This is a genomic window from Mycobacterium sp. NGS54 (assembly GCF_059812465.1).
Genome location: NZ_JCALCS010000008.1, coordinates 430,616 through 446,538, shown reverse-complemented (window position 1 = coordinate 446,538; position 15,923 = coordinate 430,616). Strand labels below are relative to the sequence as shown.

Below are 15,923 nucleotides of genomic sequence, written 5' to 3'. Positions count from 1 at the left end.
GCTGCTGGAAAAAACCTGAGCCTCAGGCGGGCGGCAGCGACTCGCCTCCGTTTTGATCCTTTCAGAGGAGGCTTAGTGCTCATCAACACGTGGCCGTACTCGCCACGCACCCCGTGTTCGAGGTCGTCGATGTCGATGATCCGCGTTTCCAGCCCGCTGGCGTCGCGGATCAAGGCATCGATGTCGCGACCCCAATCCATGGTGACCAGCGTCCCGCGTTGCTCGGGATTCCCATGGTGTACCGCGGGCTCGAGGAACTCGACCCGGCCTTCCGCTGTGCGCCTCACCCGCTGGCGCGAGGGCTGGTCGCCCCGCACCAGCGGCACGGTGAAGATGTGCGCCCCGCCGGGCTTGAGCGTCCGCGCGATCTCGGCGAACGCAGCGGCAGGAGACTCGAGGTGCTTCAGCACTTCCTGCGTGATGTGCAGATCGAAGGTCTCGGGCTTGAATGACAGGCATTCGAGCCGCTCGGCTATGCGCATCCCGTAGCGGCGGCCGCCGCCAGTGTCGTCCAGCCAATGAGTCGCGTAGTAGCCCTCGCACTCCCGTTGCAGGCGCTGGCTGACCGGACGGCCCACCGAGCCGAACTCGTGGATCCTCAGCGATCGCCAATTCGGGTATTCACGCTCGATCACGAGCATCAGCGCGCGTTCGCGCGGGAGGCTGCCGCATTCCTCGCACCGGTAGTGGTCGCGCATCGGCAACTCGACGGCCACGAAGCGCCTGCGTCGATCACAGATCGGGCAATGACCTTCGTTCTCGAACGCCACGCCGACTGACGACGGCGTAGGGGCGATGACGAGTGTGGGCGGGTTCACCGGTTCGACCACCGGAGCCGGGCCGTGCGCGAGCATTCGCGCGTACGCCCGCGAGATGCTGTGAGAATCGATCGAGGCTGGCATTGATTCGAGGTGTCCTCGATTCCGGGCCAGCTCGGCTTTGACGCTGGAAATGGCCATCCTCGTTCGGTCGATGTCCGACTCGAGGCGCAGGTTGCACACTAGGTCTCGCGCCACCTTTTCCGGATCGGAAACCAGCTCCTCGTAACGAACCTGCGCTTCGATTCGCTCCTTGGGAATGCTGAGCAGGTGCTCGAAGTACTGCTCGCAGAGCTTGAGCCCGAATCGCAGCGACAATCCGTTGCGGGTCTCGAGCGACTGCGCGACCGCCGCCGGGTTGCGCACACAAAGCACCACGCGGGCGGTCGGCTTCGCCTGCAACCAGAAGGGCCACAGCACACTGAGTCGAGGATCCTTCACTGCCCAGGGCCGCCCAACGGCGGCGGCTTCGGCGTCCATCGAGGCGACGAGTGACTTCAGCCACGCGACCACGTCGGGTGGGGGCTGCAACTGTCCGAGATGCGGATCGCCCAATTCGGGTGGAAGGTCCCAGGCCGAGCCGCACCAGTCGAGCAGGCGATCGTTGAGGGCTACGGCATCCTGCAGCTCGTGGTACCCCTCGGGATTGTGGACGTCTCCAGGTTGCAATCGCTCCGGAGCCCCCAGATGAACGCCGAGGTGGGCCAAGAGGCCAGTCGTCGCCGACGTCCCTGATCGGTGCATGCCGATGACGAGAATCGGGGGAGGAGCCACTCCGCTGGACATCATGTCGGGTGCTGTTCTGTCCGCTTCGCAGTCCCGGGACAGGGCGAACGGCGCGCCGACAGCTTACCAAACCAACTCATCGGCAACACATGCGGGTGACCTCCCGGGAGGTGGTATATGAGCGGTCGCGTGTTCGCGTTAGGCTCTGTGTTGGTCACTATGCCGTGAGTGCTGCTGTGGCGGCAACTGTGGGGGTGGGGTCCTCGCCTCTAGTGACGAGTAGGGCCAGGTTGTTCTCGGAGAGGTAGCGCTTGTCGGCGACTTGCCATCCGCGCTGGTGCAGTTGGGTGCCGGGCTTTCGTCGTGGGCTTCGACGAGGACCGTGCCGGAGCATGAGGAACGGGTGTTCAGCGGATGATAGGTGCGATCGCCTGCAGGTAACGTCCGGTCGCATCTCCCAGCGTCGGCATCATGCAGCCACCTTCGTCGCACTCGTCCCACGAGTAGATCAGCAGCGTGCGTGTAGGACAGATGGCCGGGTGGTCCTGGATGTAGTTCGCCGCCGCCTGCAAATGCGCGGCGAACTCACCGGGAGTCGCCATGCTGAAGTATTCGGTCGGGTTGGGATTCGACTGCCGCCCATGATCCCAAGGCACGGGCCGCTCCTGGCGCGGCCGGGTATCCCAGCCGATCATCGCCGTCGGCACCATGGGCAATCCCGTGCGCGCTAGTTTTTCCCAGTAGGCTCGGGTTTGCATGTCCAGTTCGCGGAACGATCCCGCGGGTACGTTCTTTAAACTTGAGATATAGCTCCCGATCGCGTCGGCACCGGAGTCTCGCACCAGCGAGGCACCGTCGGAACCAGTCAGTATGACGACATAGGGATCGCCGAGATGCGCGGCCTGGCATGCATCGCCGAGTCGGCGCAACGCAACTCTCAGGTTGCCGAAACTGCTCCCGAAGTATCGGTGGAAATGGTCCTTGTTCCAGAGGACGTACAGGAGTGGTCGCGCGCGTTCCGACTCGCCGTCACGCACTTTCTGATAGGTGGGCTGGAGCATGTATTCCGCCCATTGGTCGATGTTGGTCCACCATGCGTCTTTACTGGAGGGTACAGAACCGAGGGCGTCCAGCTTGGCGATGCCACACCAGTTGATCAAATACTTCTTGCCGCTGCTCTGGTATAGATTCCACGCCTTCCGCAAGCTGGATTCGCTGCCGTACCAGTCGAAGGCCCAGTACTTGAGCCCGGCCTCAGCGGCGGCGCTGATTTCCTCGTCCATGACTTGCTGTGATCCCTCGCAATGGACAGATTCGTCAGTCGGCGCGATCAGGCAATGCGCCGGGGCACGACTGGAGTACTTCTTGGACGAAAGGCTGAACTGCGCGGGAATCGAGCTATCCGATCGCCTATACCACGCATCCCAGCGAATGGCCCCCGCGATGATTGGATTCGAAGACCTGGCCTCGGGTAGCAATCGGTGGCCGAGGTAGATGGCAAGGCCGGCCGGGGTGAATTTCCAGAGAAAGTCTCGACGTGAAATCATGGGCAGGTCAACCACTCGAGGTATCTGCCGTATTCCGATCGGTTTGCGAAAACGTGGTTCGACGGGCTGGTCATGAATGTCAAATCTCTGAGCCGTTGATCCTGAACTTGTCGAAGGGCGCCGATTCGGGGACCACAAACCGAGACGTCATCAGCTTGCCAGGTCGTACCGACCTGTGTCGGCGTCGTCCAAGGCATCCACGAGATTGAACACTTTGCGCGTGCCGTAGGCGTCGACCGGCGCAGTTGACGCCGACGTCCTGCGAGTTCTGCGCACCGCCACCAAATCGGTTGGCTCGGAGACGACTTCAAAGCTCTCGTCCAAGCCGCTGACGTCCTTGGCCCCGACCTCCAGGACAGCGGCCCGTACAGCGTCCGCGCTCCGACCGTTCTTCTCCAGAGTCACCGCGTCTTGCGGGACCGGTGGCTTCGCCTCTGCATTTGGACTACACCGAATGCGGCGGCCGGCGAATCAGAATCCCCGCTCGGCTGCGGCGATGAGCACGTCAAAGTCGCGGTGCGCGGCCGTCAGCGGTTCGTGCGGGTCGCGTCGCCAAAGGGCGGCCATTTCCGGCTTGGGTGTGGTGAGCTGATTGGCTGGCTTGGTGGTATTGCCGGCGGAGCGGTATCCTTCGGCGGCGGGGTGCCGGGCAGGCCGCCGTGTGCCGCTTCCAAGCATGCGACGGCGTAGGCGAGCTCCGAGATTTGGCCCGTCCACGCACCCTCGGGCCGGTCAGCCATTGCTGCCAGGGTATGGTGCGCTGCGATTTGAACGATTTTGATTACCGTGCGCCGAGCCTCCAGGAGCATTTCTTCGTCGCTCAATTGGATCGCCCTTTCGTTCTGTGGTATGTGGCCCGTGTCAAGCTAGTAAACGGTATACCCAGACAGGCTGCAAGACGAAGACTGAATCGCCCTGGTTCAGCCGCCAAAGTGCCCGCAACGCGGCGGCTTTGAGGGCGTCTTCGACCAGTTCGGTGCGCATGTGCTCGGCGATCGTCCACCCCGCGACCCGCCGCGAGCAGCAGCCGATCACCGGCCAAGGTACCGATCGCCGCCGACGGTGATATCCCGGACGTAGCAGAGTTCACCAGCTCGGGCGGTGAAATCCCGCTTGAGCAGATCAGGGCTAGAGGTACAGACCTGAGATGCAGAGCACTTCGTCGAGGGTGGCGGTGCGCGGCCCGGCGCCGGCGACCGGTTGGCTGCGTGGGGCGGGCGGATCGAGGTTGGTGTGCTGGACGCTGCGGGCTTGATCGAGGCGTGCGGTGTCGAACATCGCTGGGCCGCTGGCCATTCCGTCGGTGAGCAGGTAGCGGCCGGCCTCGGGGGCCCGGCGCACCGCCTGCTCGGCGGCGCTGGCGCCGGTGAGTTTGGCCGCGTCGTCGAAGTTGATGCCCGCTTGAAAGACGTGTGGTTCGGCGTCGAGCACCGCGGTCAGGCGGGTGATGTAGTTCTCGGGGGCGAAAAACCGCCAGCCTTCGCCGAGGTGCAGCCAGAACCGGCTGTCGATCTGGGCGCGCAGCTGCGCCAGTAGGGGCGCGGGCTTGTCGCCGGCTCGGCGACGGGCGAACTCAAGGAACCCGTAACGTTTCCGTAGCGTGGCGCGGTCGGGGGCGGACAGGCCGGCATCGAGCACCAGAAAGCGCCCGACTCGTGACACATCGAGGCAGCAGTTCAGAAACGAGTTCAAGGTCTGCTCGGTGGTCTGGCGGTCCGGTCCGGCCACCAGGGTGACGGTGACCTCGGCCTGACCGGGCCCGGCGGTCAGGGACTGCACCAAGGCTTCGGGGTACGGTGAGGCCGCCTCGAGCATGGCCGGCACCAACAAGTCGCGGTTGGTCGCAATCCGTTGCCGATCAGGGCGGGGGAGGTCGGGGCGGCCCAGCAGGCGCCGATACAACGTGAACGCCTCGGCATACCTGCCGATCCAGGACGCGCACACCGCCTGCTCATCGGTTGCGCGCCAAGCGTAGACGTCCGCGCTGACAAATATTCTGTCCTCTTCGGGAAGCGGGATTTTGGCGGCGCTCTCGGCAAACAGGTATGCGAAACCGTAGCGCTGCTCGACGCGACACCGAAAGGCAATGGCGAATAGCGGCTCGGCGCGGGTCGGGCGAAACTGCCAGGCGCGCAAATAGGCGTCCTCAACGTCCGGCCACGGCTCACCGAGATTCGACATCGACTCCGCGAGCCGGTACATCGCGTAGTAGACCTGCTCGTCGTCGCCACCCATCTCAACCCGCCGCGCATACCAGTGGCGCGCCTTTGAGAAATCGCTGAGATCGAAATAACGCTGGGCAAGGCGCAAGACCGACGGTCCATCTTCGGGGTCGCTCTCGACCCTTGCCAACAACAGATCGGGATCGTTGGCCCATCGGTGCTGCAGGGCCAGCATCGCGCACCGAGGATGCTGCGCGAGCGAGTCCAGCAGCGCGGCGCGACCTTCTGGGCCCGGAACGTTCGCGATCTCGCTGAAAATCCAGTCAGCCATCCCGCCGATGACATCCTCGCGCTCGGGGTCGCCTGCGGCCAGGTCGATCATCGCGTCGTACAACGCGGCATGCCCGCCACCGAACGACAGCCAGAACTTTGGAGGATCTACGACCCGGTTGTTCCACATGCCTTGCGAGTGGCGGCGGTAGACGGCCATCGTCTCCGGCAGCATAGCGATGTCGCCGCTGAACGCATGGCGCACCATAAGGTAATGGTCCAGCGGCATGACATCGGCCGGGATGCCACGGTAGTGCGGGAGGCGGCGGTACACGACCGAATTGGTCTGGATGAAGTTCCGCCTGATCAAGGTGTCCAAGCTAAAGTCGTCGCGCCAGACGACCGGCGGGAAGTCTTCCTCCTCGACCCGGCCGTCTTCCCAGATCGTCCGCACGGGATGGAAGCACACCGCTGTCTCTGGATGCTGATCGAGGAACGCCACCTGTCTGCTCAGCTTCAGCGGATCAATCCAGTAGTCATCGCCCTCACACAGTGCGATGTACGTGCCGCGAGCCTTCGACAGGGCGTCGACCAGGTTCCTGTTGAGGCCGAGATTCTTGGGCCTGAGGATCGACCGGAACAGGTGCGGGTACCGATCCACATACTCCCGGATGATCGCTCGCGTGGAGTCGGTCGAGGCATCGTCGGCCACGACGATCTCCATCGGGAAGTCGATCTGCTGCGCGACAAAGCTGTCGAAAGCGTCGCGGACGTAGGCTTCCTGGTTGTGTGTGGTCGTCACCACGCTCAGCTTGGGTCGTTTCGTTTCTATCCGTTTCGGTGTCACTGCGAGCGCCGTTCCCCCGCGCTGGCATGGACCGCCGGCGCGGTTATCCGTGAGCAGACGTCGCGGGTCGCACTGGTCGCGAGGCCTAGGCGCGGGCGTAGACGCCGGACCGAGACTCTCGAATATCCGCGACCGAGGCGGCTTCGGGCAATTGTCATTAGGGGTGTCATTACGGGGCCAGACCTGAGATGCAGAGCACTTCGTCGAGGCTGGCGGTGCGCAGCTCGGCGCCGGCCGGCAGTCGCCGGCCGCCGGCTGGCGGTCGTCGACGTTGGGCGGTCGCATCGGGGTCGGTGCCGGGCTGCACACGGCCGGCCCGATCCAGCCGTGCGGTGTCGAACATCGCTGGGCCGCTTGCCATTACATCGGTGAGCAGGTAGCGGCCGGCGTCGGGGGCTCGGCGCACCGCGTCCTCTGCTGCACTGGCGCCGGTCAGTTTGACCGCATCTTCGAAGTTGATGCCCACCTGAAACACCTGTGGCTCGGCTTCAAGCACCGCGGTCAGGCGGGTGATGAAGTTCTCGGGGGCGAAAAACCGCCAGCCGTCGCCCAGGTGCAGCCAGAACCGTCCGTCGATCAGAGCGCGCAGCTGCGGCAGCTGGGGGGCTGACCCGTTGCGGGATTTGCGACGGGCGAACTCGAGAAACCCGTAGCGTTTCTGCAGCTTGGCGCGGTCGGGGGCGGACAGGCCGGTATCGAGTACTACAAAGCGCCCGACTCGTGACACATCGAGGCAGCAGGTCAGAAATGAGTTGATGGTCTGCTCGGTGGTCTGCGGGTCTGGTCCGGCGATCAGGCTGACGGTGACTTCGGCTTGACGCGGACCTGCGGTCAGGGACTGCACGAGGGCTTCGGGGTAGGGTGCGGCCGCGTCGAGCATGGTCGGCACCGAAAAATCACGGTTGGTCGCTATCCGTTGCCGGTCGGGATCGGGGAGTTCGGTGCGAGTCAGCAGGTCCCGGCACAGCGTGAACGCCTCGGTGTGCTTGCCGATCTGAGATGCGCACACCGCCAGCTCATCGATTGCGCGCCAAGCGTAGACGTGTGCGATCTCTCCGGGGACAAAGAGGTCCTCTTCGGGAAAAGGGATTTGGGCGGCGCGCTGGGCAATCAGGTAGCCCACCCGGTAGCGCTGCATGGCGTGGTACGCAGCGGCGACGGCAAACAGCGGCTCGGCGCGGGTCGGTCGGATGTGCCAGGCGCGCAGGTACGCATCTTCACATTCTGGCCACGGCGTACCGAGTTGCTGTGTCGATTGCGCGAGCCGGTACATCGCCCAGTAGGCCTCCTCGTCGCAGCCGCCCATCTCGACCCGCCGCGCATACCACTTCCGCGCGTTGACGAAATCCTCCATACGGAAGTAGGTCTCGGCTACGAAAAAGACCGACCGCGCATCCTCGGGGTTGCGTTTGACCTTGGCCAGCAACCAATCGCGCTCCTGCGCAGCCTTATGCTTGAACAGTTTGCGGGTGAACAGTTGACGGTCGCGGAGATCTGCGCTGTGGTCTCTGCCGTCGACGCCCGGGTCGTCCTGTGCAGCCGTCTGGTGGGTGACACCCTCGATTCCTTCCGAGAGCGCGCGCTGCAGGATGGCGGCCTGGTCGCGAGCGGAGAAGGCCTGGTAGCCCCGCTCGGCGAGCTCGCGCCGCGCGCGCTCGTCGCCGACGAGCTCCACACAGCGATCGACCAGTTCGTCGTAGTCCGCGAACGCGATGCCCGACGCCAGGTCGCGCTCCAATGTCGGATCGGCGCTATGCTCGGAGACCACCGCGCGCCTGTTGGCGAGCAGATAGGAAACACGCACGATCGCAAAGATTTTCGCTTCAAAGTAGTGCAAGTTGAGGACGATCTTCGAGCGTGCGATCCAGGCATCGCGGCTCGCCCCATAAGTGCCGGGTAGCCATTTGACCCGAAGACCGCGCTCGTGCAGTTCCCTGAGCACGGCGTACCGGCGCCCGTTGAGCGCGCCGTAGAACAGGACGTCGATGTCCTCGGGGACCGGGGTGATCCGTGTCAGCTCGGGGACGTATCCGATCGGAACGTAGGCGGGCCGGGGCAGTCCCATAGCAGCGAGGTACTCGACGTTGGCTTGACTGTAGTCCCAATGCGGGTAGCGCCGGAAAAGGTCGACGAATTCAGTCATCGTCATCCACGGCAAGTCGTCACCCAATTGCTCGAGGTTGTAGAAGATGGGGTTTTTGGGCGGCTTCAACGCGTACTGGACAAGGAGGTTTGAGCCCAGCACGATGGTGCGGCGATCGTCGAGGTCGAGACGATTGGTCAGCACCGAGTCATGGCCAAGCGCCACAAGACCATGGTGCAATGACTCGGCGACCTCGTTAAAAGCTCCGCCGCTGATGTCATGATGGTCGGGCGGTAACACAACCGCGACGGCGAACCGCATGGGTGCAAAATACCGTAATACGGCCTGCCTGGCCGTGCCTCACGCAAAGTCAGCGCGAAGTGCGGCTGTTGACACCGTGACTGGCGAAATTGGTGTTAATGTCAGGACTCCTGGGCACTGGCCAGCTTCGCAGACTGCGCTGCAGCGGCGGGGGACGGGGGCGAAGGTTTTGTTGACGAGCGGATCGCCCGCAGATGTGGCGGCGCCTTGGGCGAGGAGGGACGGGTTCGCCGCATGGCGGTGGAGATAACTGGGGTCACCCTGTGCCCTGGCGATGATCTGATCACCGCTGCTTATCTCGACTACCCGCAGACGGGTCCGGTCGTCGACAAATACGCGGTCGAGGTCATCGGCTGGGTCGCAAGCAAGGCGCCCGTAGCCGAGGTGCAGTTCCTCCACGAGGGAATCGTGGTTGCGCGCTGCGAGCTAACTATTTCGCGGCCCGATGTGGCCAGCATGTATGCCGATTCGTCGCCAATGGGGTTCTGGAAGGCGATCGGAACGGTGGGCCTCGCACCGGCCTTCACCATTGAGGTGTGGGTCCTCTTCAAGGATGGAAGCTCAAGCCAGATCGCGGAAATACGTGGCACGCAGCAGCTGACCTCGGCGTTCACCCCCTCCATGCAGCCAATCATGGTTACCAGTCCTGGCCGATCTGGCAGCACCTGGCTGATGAGGATGCTCGCGGAGCATCCGGACGTCATCGTCCATGAGCAATTTCCCTACGAGACGTTTGTCTGCAGCTATTGGATGCACTTCATACAAGTGCTAGCCGCACCCGGGGACAACTTGCAGGTGGAATCGTTGCAGTTCTGGAGGGATCCGAGACGGCTACCTCCGTTCCCGTATTTCTTTGTCGACGCGAGCCACACGACCGATCCCACGGGAGCGCAAGCAACCCTCGACCGCTGGTACTCCGATCAGGTCGAGGAATTCGCCCGCGTCGCGCAGTCCGCCGTCGAGTCGTTCTACCGCGACTACGCCGGCGAGAAAAAACGCACAACGCCTGCCTTCTTCGCGGAAAAGGTCGTCCCCGCAGGCCACTACTGGACAATGCAGCAGCTGTACCCGCGCGCGCGGCAGATATTCCTCGTCCGGGACCCCCGCGACTTCCTGGCCTCCGTACTGGCGTTCAATGCTCGCGTCCGCGGACGGCTCGGACCGGCACTGTTGACCGGCTTCGACGGCTTTGGTCGCGATCCGGTTGAAACGGATGAAGAATACGTCGACGTCGTCCGCAGGAGCATGGAGTCATTTGTCGAACTGTGGAAGCGCAGATCGCAGTACAGCGCGCTCGTCCGTTACGAGGACCTCGTACGTTCACCCACCGAACACATACGCGCCATGCTCGACGCCCTCGAGCTGGACTCGTCGGCGGATATCGTCGACTCAATGGTAAAAGCTGGGAATGAAGCCACCGCTGATGTGAATGCGCATCGAACGTCGCGCGATGGTTCGTCATCGATCGGCCGGTGGAAGCGGGACCTTGAACCACGGCTGCAAAAGATCTGCGACGAAGCGTTTGAAGGGTTACTCGAGGAACTCGATAGCAGCCCACCATTCGAGAGCGTTGCGGCAGACATCGCCGTGGCAGGACGATCCTTGGCGTCGACTCTTAGGGAGATCAACATGGAATCGGCTGAAATACTTGACGCTTATTTCGCGCTGGCAACCTCATATCAGGATTTGTTCGCGGCATACCGCGATCGAGGCATCAGTCGGAATCTGAACCCGAACGACCAAGAACTCATTGACCGTTCGGCTGAGTCGATCCGGCGTTACTACAGTGTCGGGGCCGACGCGATGCGCGTCATCATCAATGCGCTTCTCGCCAACTCTCGCCAGCCGCCGCAATCCATTCTGGACTTTCCGAGCGGCTCAGGCCGGGTGACTCGCCATCTCCGCGCGTTTTTCCCCGAGGCGAGGATCGTCGCATCAGACCTCTATGATGATCATTTAGATTTCTGTCGCGAGGCGTTTCAAATTGACTGTCGATTGTCGCAGGTCGACTTAAGTAAGATGGACTTCGGAGAGAAGTTCGACTTGATATTCTGCGGCTCGCTACTGACGCACCTGCCGGAGGATTCGTTCACAGACACGATCAATTTGCTTGGTCGTTCATTATCCGATTCCGGCATAGCAGTGGTCACTCTCCAGGGGCGATTCTCCGATTACATTCAGGAGACCAGGCCGAATTTTTACCTCCCGGACCAATATTACGAGGTAGCCGCCGAGAGTGTACGACGAACCGGGTTCGGATACGTTGACTATCCCCCCGAGATCTTGAACATCTTCGATAAGGAGGAGGGGTACGGCATCGCGCTCGTACGGCCACACTGGGTGTTGCGCCTGTTCGAACAACGCACTGACTTGAGGCTGCTTGGCTACGTCGAGCGAGGCTGGGACAACCATCAGGATGTCTTGATTTTTGGGCGACCTGGCGTGAACGCGTAGCGTCGCTATCGGAGTCCGACCGGTAAGCGGATTGCCGATGTCGACAACAGCTCGAAAATCGCCGCGTCGTGTGGCCCAGCTTGCTGCGTCTGTAGAAATGTTTACGGACGAGCCCGCAGCCAGATCGAGCCGCCTGGATTGTTGAGGAACAGCGGGTTGGTCTCATGAACCAACTCACGTTGTCGGCGCGCGAACAAGCCGTTCCAGAATACTATCTCGAACGCCGAGTTATACATCAGGAAGGCGCGCAGAGCATAGATTTCGTTCCACGACAAATTGTCCTCAAACAGCCACTTCCGTGGATACTCGAACGGGTATTGAACGTCGTGAAAATGTATTAGCACGCCCTTGTTGAGGCTGGGCAGGATGGAAAACAGCTCGTAGTGCACATCGCTGGCGGTCTTGAGTACGTGGGTGGAGTCGATGAACAGGATGTCGTTCTCTTTGAGTGTGGAGAACACTGACACTGGCACATCCTGGACCGGCCCCTCGATGATATCGACCCGGAAATGGTCTTCTTTGCGAAGCCTGCTGCGCAGGCGAGCGGCGTCTGGATCGATGCACGTCATCGTGAAGTCGCTGAGACCGACATGGTCAGCAGCGTCGAGCATGCAGGCCGAGGAGAATCCTGATCCGACCTCGATGACGTTCTTCGGCTTAAAATGGGCAATCATCGTGCGCAGCATCATGGCGTCGCCGTACGGATATTGGTCGTTGTCATAGTAGTAGCGATTCTTGCCGTCGTCATGCCGACTGAATGGCGTGTTCTTTATGAATTCTGCGTTCTCCTTCCAGAACCGCACCATGGCGTCTTCATCGAAATGGATGCCTTTGATGTCGCCAGGTTCTTGGAGATACTGCTGCTTGACGTATTCGGCGATGGTCGATGGATCCACGATGGGTGAATAGTAGTGACCGGGCAAAAACATGGTCGGCACTGACTTTTCCTCCTGCCGAAGCCTGTACTCTTTCGACTCGACGAAGGCGAAATAGACTTGCTCGGGCGGCAAGGCAGCGGCGGTCCTCACCCAGTGAGCAAACTCGGCCGGTGTGGGATCTCGCTTCAGGAGCGTGGTGTAGAGGCTCGCGATATATTTCTCGGCGGCAGCGGGGCCCATGCGCAGTATTCTTTCAGATGCTCCTGACAAGGGTGTAGTGGCAGGATTGACGCCCATGGCCTCGGTGGAGGCGATGTTCTCGGCCGAAAGCGGGACGAGCGGATGTTTGGTCGACCCCTTGGGCCGTTCGATGTCAGTCATACTCACTCCTTGGGCTAGGCGATTCCTGCTCGCGGCCTCGACCGCGACCACGACGTCCTGCCAGCTCATAGCGTTCATTCGGCCGCACCACGTGCCGTAGTGCAACGCGTCCCGAAGCCCGATGCCGCATTTTCTATACTCAGCCGAGTAACCGCGGACTGCAGCCGTCCCGGACGGCGCACAGGTATAGCCAGCCCTCACCGGTACGCAAGTATGTGATGTCACTGACCCAGACCCGGTCTAGCTTGCCGGTGTCGAACCGAGGCCCTAGTCCTTCGGTACCGGCGCTCCAAGGTCGACGATGGTGGTGGCCGACGCGAAGCGGCGTGGGCAGATCCCCGCCAGACTTTGACCGCACTGCGCCGCCACCGTCTCTCGCGACATCGCCGCCCCGGCGGCACGCAAATCGGCCAAGGTCCGCGCGCCGTACACGCCGTCGGAGTAGAACTCCGATCGCAATACGTCGAAAAACTCAGACATCCGTTTGACGGCGTGGGTGGGCCAGGGTGAGCAGTACGGGGTTGGTGAGTCGATGCACCAGGCCAGGAACCGCTGCAGGCGATGACGGGTCAGGTGCGCATCACTACCGATCTGGCCGGTGTGGCCTTCGGCTGCAGTCGCGTTCCACATCCTGGTGAAAGCTTTTGTCCAACAAGCGTTTCCGCGCTCGCGGCAGCCGACGCCAGTTGGCTCACTTCGGATCGAGCTTGCGGGCCCGGCACGTTCCGTTTGTGTAGCGAGCCCAAACTGCCTAAGAAGCTAGGACCTCCTTTCAAGCGGCGGGTGGTTGCGATCCATCCTGGCTCGGGCAACGAACTGAAGGTGTGGTCAATGGCCCACTACGCCGACCTGATCGATCTTTGCTCGATCGCGGCGTACACGTCGCAATCGTCGGCGGACCCGGGACGCGAACGCTATGCTCCACCCTAGTGGAGTGCGCGGGCTTCGATTTGAGCTGCAAGCTGCTGGCGATTAATTCTCCAGAACGGAGATGACGCGTGCAGCAAATGAGGTAGGAGAAAACCCTTGAGCTGGGGAGAATTGCGCGGTCGATTGCCGTTCTCTGATTGGCGAAGCTGATGGGCCAATATGATTCGCGGATAACGTCAGGAGTTTCTGTTGAATGAGAGAAACGACGCTCTACTGGCTGCCTGAATGTAAGGACTTTCGCGCACGGGCGCGGTCACTGCTAGTTGCCGAAGTACCGCCTACCTGGGCGGATTTGGTAGCGTTCGCCAACCATGATCTGGATTTCGTCCAGACCAATACGGTGGATCAGATTCTCGCAAAGCATTATGGTGCGGGCGCCGCACCTCCCTCGGTCAAGAGCTTGCGGGTGGCCATACTCGGCTCTTCGACCGTAACCCAGCTGCACGCGGGTCTTCGGGTGGCCGCCCTCCGACGCGGCCTACACGTGCTCACATATGAGGCCGAGTACGGTCAGTACCGGCAAGAATTGCTGGACGTCGAGTCGCGTCTTCATCGCTTCCGCCCTCAGATCGTTCTCTTCGCACTCGACGCTTACCATCTCACGCAGGGACTGCGGCCCGGGCTCGACGGACCGCAGGCTGCTGGCGTGTTAGATCAGGTTCTCGCGTCTATCCGAGAATGCTGGGCTTTGGCAAAAGGAGCCTTCAACTGCAGCGTCCTTCAGCAAACAGCGCTCCCCATCTGGCATGACCTCATGGGCAGTAACGAGCACCGGCTGCCGGGTTCACGAGCGCACTTCCTAGATCAATTGAATCTTCATTTGCAGGCCGCTGCGGATGCCGGCGGTACGCACCTTGTCGCAGTCGACCGCCGCGTCCGGCAGGATGGTCTTGATGCCTGGCATGATGTGGCACTTTGGCACCGAAGCAAACAGGAAATCAAATTGTCCGCGGTTCCACGCTATGGAGAATCGGTAGCGCGTGTCCTCGGCGCACAGCTGGGGCTTTCCTCAAAATGCTTGGTGCTAGATCTCGACAATACGATCTGGGGTGGCGTCGTCGGCGACGACGGATTGGAAGGGATCGTGTTGGGCCAAGGGAGCGCCTTGGGGGAGGCCTTTCTCAGCCTGCAAAGCTACGCAGTGGAACTCTCCGAACGCGGAGTGATTCTCGCGGTGTGTTCCAAGAATGACGAGCATGTTGCAATCGATGCTTTCGAGCGCCACCCTGAGATGATTCTGACTCGCAAGCAGGTGGCGAGCTTTGTTGCCAATTGGGACGACAAGGCGGCCAACTTGCGCCGTATTGCAGCGGAACTCAACATCGGTCTGGATTCACTAGTGTTCGTCGACGACAACCCGTTCGAGCGCAGTTTGGTCCGGCAGGAACTGCCGATGGTCGCCGTCCCGGAGCTCCCCGAGGATCCCGCACTGGTCCCACGATGCATCGCGGATGCCGGATATTTCGAATCTCTTGCTATCACTCCGGAAGACCGCGAACGGACCCGGCAATACTTTAATAACCGTGAACGATCCGAGCTGCAGGATGGCGCGACCGACATGGAGGGCTACTTGCGTAGCTTGGAGATGCGCTTACAGTGGCGGAACTTCGACAAAATCAACCTGCAGCGCACTGTTCAGTTGATCAACAAAACGAATCAGTTCAACTTGACCACCAAACGCTATTCCGAAGATGAAATACTCGCAATCATGGAGGACCCCGAGGCCTTCGGAATCTACCTGCGCTTGCTCGATCGCTTCGGCGACAATGGCATTATCAGCATCGTGATCGGCAAGCGCGTTGGCGATGCGGTACTGCTTGATACCTGGCTGATGAGCTGTCGCGTTCTTGGTCGCCAAGTCGAACAGGCAACGCTCAATGTGGTCAGCGAAGAGGCTCGGCGGCTCGGCGCCCGGCGTATCGTCGGTGAGTACCACCCAACTGCAAAGAACAGTATGGTCAGCGATCTCTATCCAAAATTGGGCTTCGCCTCCCTCGCCGAGGACCTAGCCGACCATTGCAAATACGCCCTAATGCTTGACGATTTTGTTCCGATCAAGACGCACATCACAATCGAAAGACATCAAACATGACGGACGGAGAGATTTACGAGCAGCTGACGGAGATCATCCGTGACGTGCTCATGAACTTTGATTTGGTGTTGAGACCCGATCTCACAGCGACGGAAGTCGACGGATGGAATTCGTTCAAAATGATAGAAATCATCATAGCGGTCGAAAGCCATTTTGGATTGAAGGTGAAGTCTAAGGAGCTCGACGAGATGGAAAACGTTGGTGACCTCGTGGCGCTCATTCGCAAGGCGAAGTCGGCGTAGAGCACCTGAGGTGGTTGCCTCGACCGCAGTTCGGCCCTTGTGGTTAGACGACCAATAGGTCTTCGCGGAAGTATCGTGCGACTTCAGCATGATTGAGTTGGAAGCTTGTTCGCTGGCAGCGGCGATGCTGCCGATTGAATGCGTCGAGGGGCGAGTTACCCCGTGAGTGCCT

General features: G+C 61.4%; 8 protein-coding genes and 4 pseudogenes. 3 read left to right on the top strand and 9 right to left on the bottom strand.

Annotated features, from left to right (window positions below; translation table 11 throughout):
- The 6 genes and pseudogenes from AC5Y5E_RS26705 to AC5Y5E_RS26680 form a co-directional block, all read right to left on the bottom strand.
- On the bottom strand, positions 1-1,592 hold a 1,592-nt coding region (locus AC5Y5E_RS26705), incomplete at its 3' end, for a sulfotransferase (protein WP_499906368.1).
- A gap of 359 nt (positions 1,593-1,951) precedes the next feature.
- Complete coding sequence (locus tag AC5Y5E_RS26700; RefSeq protein WP_499906367.1) at positions 1,952-3,106, bottom strand: hypothetical protein; 1,155 nt, start codon at positions 3,104-3,106, stop codon at positions 1,952-1,954.
- A 162-nt stretch (positions 3,107-3,268) separates the two neighbouring features.
- A pseudogene (locus tag AC5Y5E_RS26695) lies at positions 3,269-3,496 on the bottom strand (YebC/PmpR family DNA-binding transcriptional regulator); the annotation flags it as partial.
- A gap of 537 nt (positions 3,497-4,033) precedes the next feature.
- A pseudogene (locus AC5Y5E_RS26690) lies at positions 4,034-4,218 on the bottom strand (IS3-like element ISTesp3 family transposase); the annotation flags it as partial.
- 1,243 nt (positions 4,219-5,461) lie between these two features.
- Positions 5,462-6,334 (bottom strand): annotated as a pseudogene (locus tag AC5Y5E_RS26685) (glycosyltransferase); the annotation flags it as partial.
- 205 nt (positions 6,335-6,539) lie between these two features.
- Positions 6,540-8,774, bottom strand: coding sequence for a hypothetical protein (locus AC5Y5E_RS26680; protein WP_499906365.1), 2,235 nt, complete (start codon positions 8,772-8,774; stop codon positions 6,540-6,542).
- A gap of 234 nt (positions 8,775-9,008) precedes the next feature.
- Here AC5Y5E_RS26680 and AC5Y5E_RS26675 point away from each other — a divergent pair, with 234 nt between their 5' ends.
- On the top strand, positions 9,009-11,228 hold the full coding sequence (locus tag AC5Y5E_RS26675) for a sulfotransferase (RefSeq protein WP_499906363.1): 2,220 nt from the start codon (positions 9,009-9,011) through the stop codon (positions 11,226-11,228).
- Positions 11,229-11,329: 101 nt separating this feature from the next.
- Here AC5Y5E_RS26675 and AC5Y5E_RS26670 read toward each other — a convergent pair whose 3' ends face one another.
- The 3 genes and pseudogenes from AC5Y5E_RS26670 to AC5Y5E_RS26660 form a co-directional block, all read right to left on the bottom strand.
- Entirely contained in the window at positions 11,330-12,487 is a 1,158-nt protein-coding gene (locus tag AC5Y5E_RS26670) for a class I SAM-dependent methyltransferase (protein WP_499906361.1), read from the bottom strand.
- A gap of 142 nt (positions 12,488-12,629) precedes the next feature.
- Positions 12,630-12,749: pseudogene (locus AC5Y5E_RS26665) on the bottom strand (IS3-like element ISBvi3 family transposase); the annotation flags it as partial.
- A 5-nt stretch (positions 12,750-12,754) separates the two neighbouring features.
- Positions 12,755-13,117, bottom strand: coding sequence for a hypothetical protein (locus AC5Y5E_RS26660; RefSeq protein ID WP_499906421.1), 363 nt, complete (start codon positions 13,115-13,117; stop codon positions 12,755-12,757).
- Between the two features lie 493 nt (positions 13,118-13,610).
- Here AC5Y5E_RS26660 and AC5Y5E_RS26655 point away from each other — a divergent pair, with 493 nt between their 5' ends.
- Together AC5Y5E_RS26655 and AC5Y5E_RS26650 are read left to right on the top strand one after the other, a co-directional pair.
- Entirely contained in the window at positions 13,611-15,509 is a 1,899-nt protein-coding gene (locus AC5Y5E_RS26655) for an HAD-IIIC family phosphatase (protein ID WP_499906360.1), read from the top strand.
- Entirely contained in the window at positions 15,506-15,751 is a 246-nt protein-coding gene (locus AC5Y5E_RS26650) for an acyl carrier protein (protein ID WP_499906358.1), read from the top strand. The genes AC5Y5E_RS26655 and AC5Y5E_RS26650 overlap by 4 nt, the downstream gene beginning before the upstream one ends.
- The last annotated feature ends 172 nt before the right edge of the window (positions 15,752-15,923 follow it).

Coding starts and splice junctions, on each gene's coding strand:
- AC5Y5E_RS26680 (WP_499906365.1), bottom strand. CDS start 8,774: ATGCGGTTCGCCGTCGCGGTTGTGTTACCGCCCGACCATCATGACATC.
- AC5Y5E_RS26675 (WP_499906363.1), top strand. CDS start 9,009: ATGGCGGTGGAGATAACTGGGGTCACCCTGTGCCCTGGCGATGATCTG.
- AC5Y5E_RS26670 (WP_499906361.1), bottom strand. CDS start 12,487: ATGACTGACATCGAACGGCCCAAGGGGTCGACCAAACATCCGCTCGTC.
- AC5Y5E_RS26660 (WP_499906421.1), bottom strand. CDS start 13,117: ATGTGGAACGCGACTGCAGCCGAAGGCCACACCGGCCAGATCGGTAGT.
- AC5Y5E_RS26655 (WP_499906360.1), top strand. CDS start 13,611: ATGAGAGAAACGACGCTCTACTGGCTGCCTGAATGTAAGGACTTTCGC.
- AC5Y5E_RS26650 (WP_499906358.1), top strand. CDS start 15,506: ATGACGGACGGAGAGATTTACGAGCAGCTGACGGAGATCATCCGTGAC.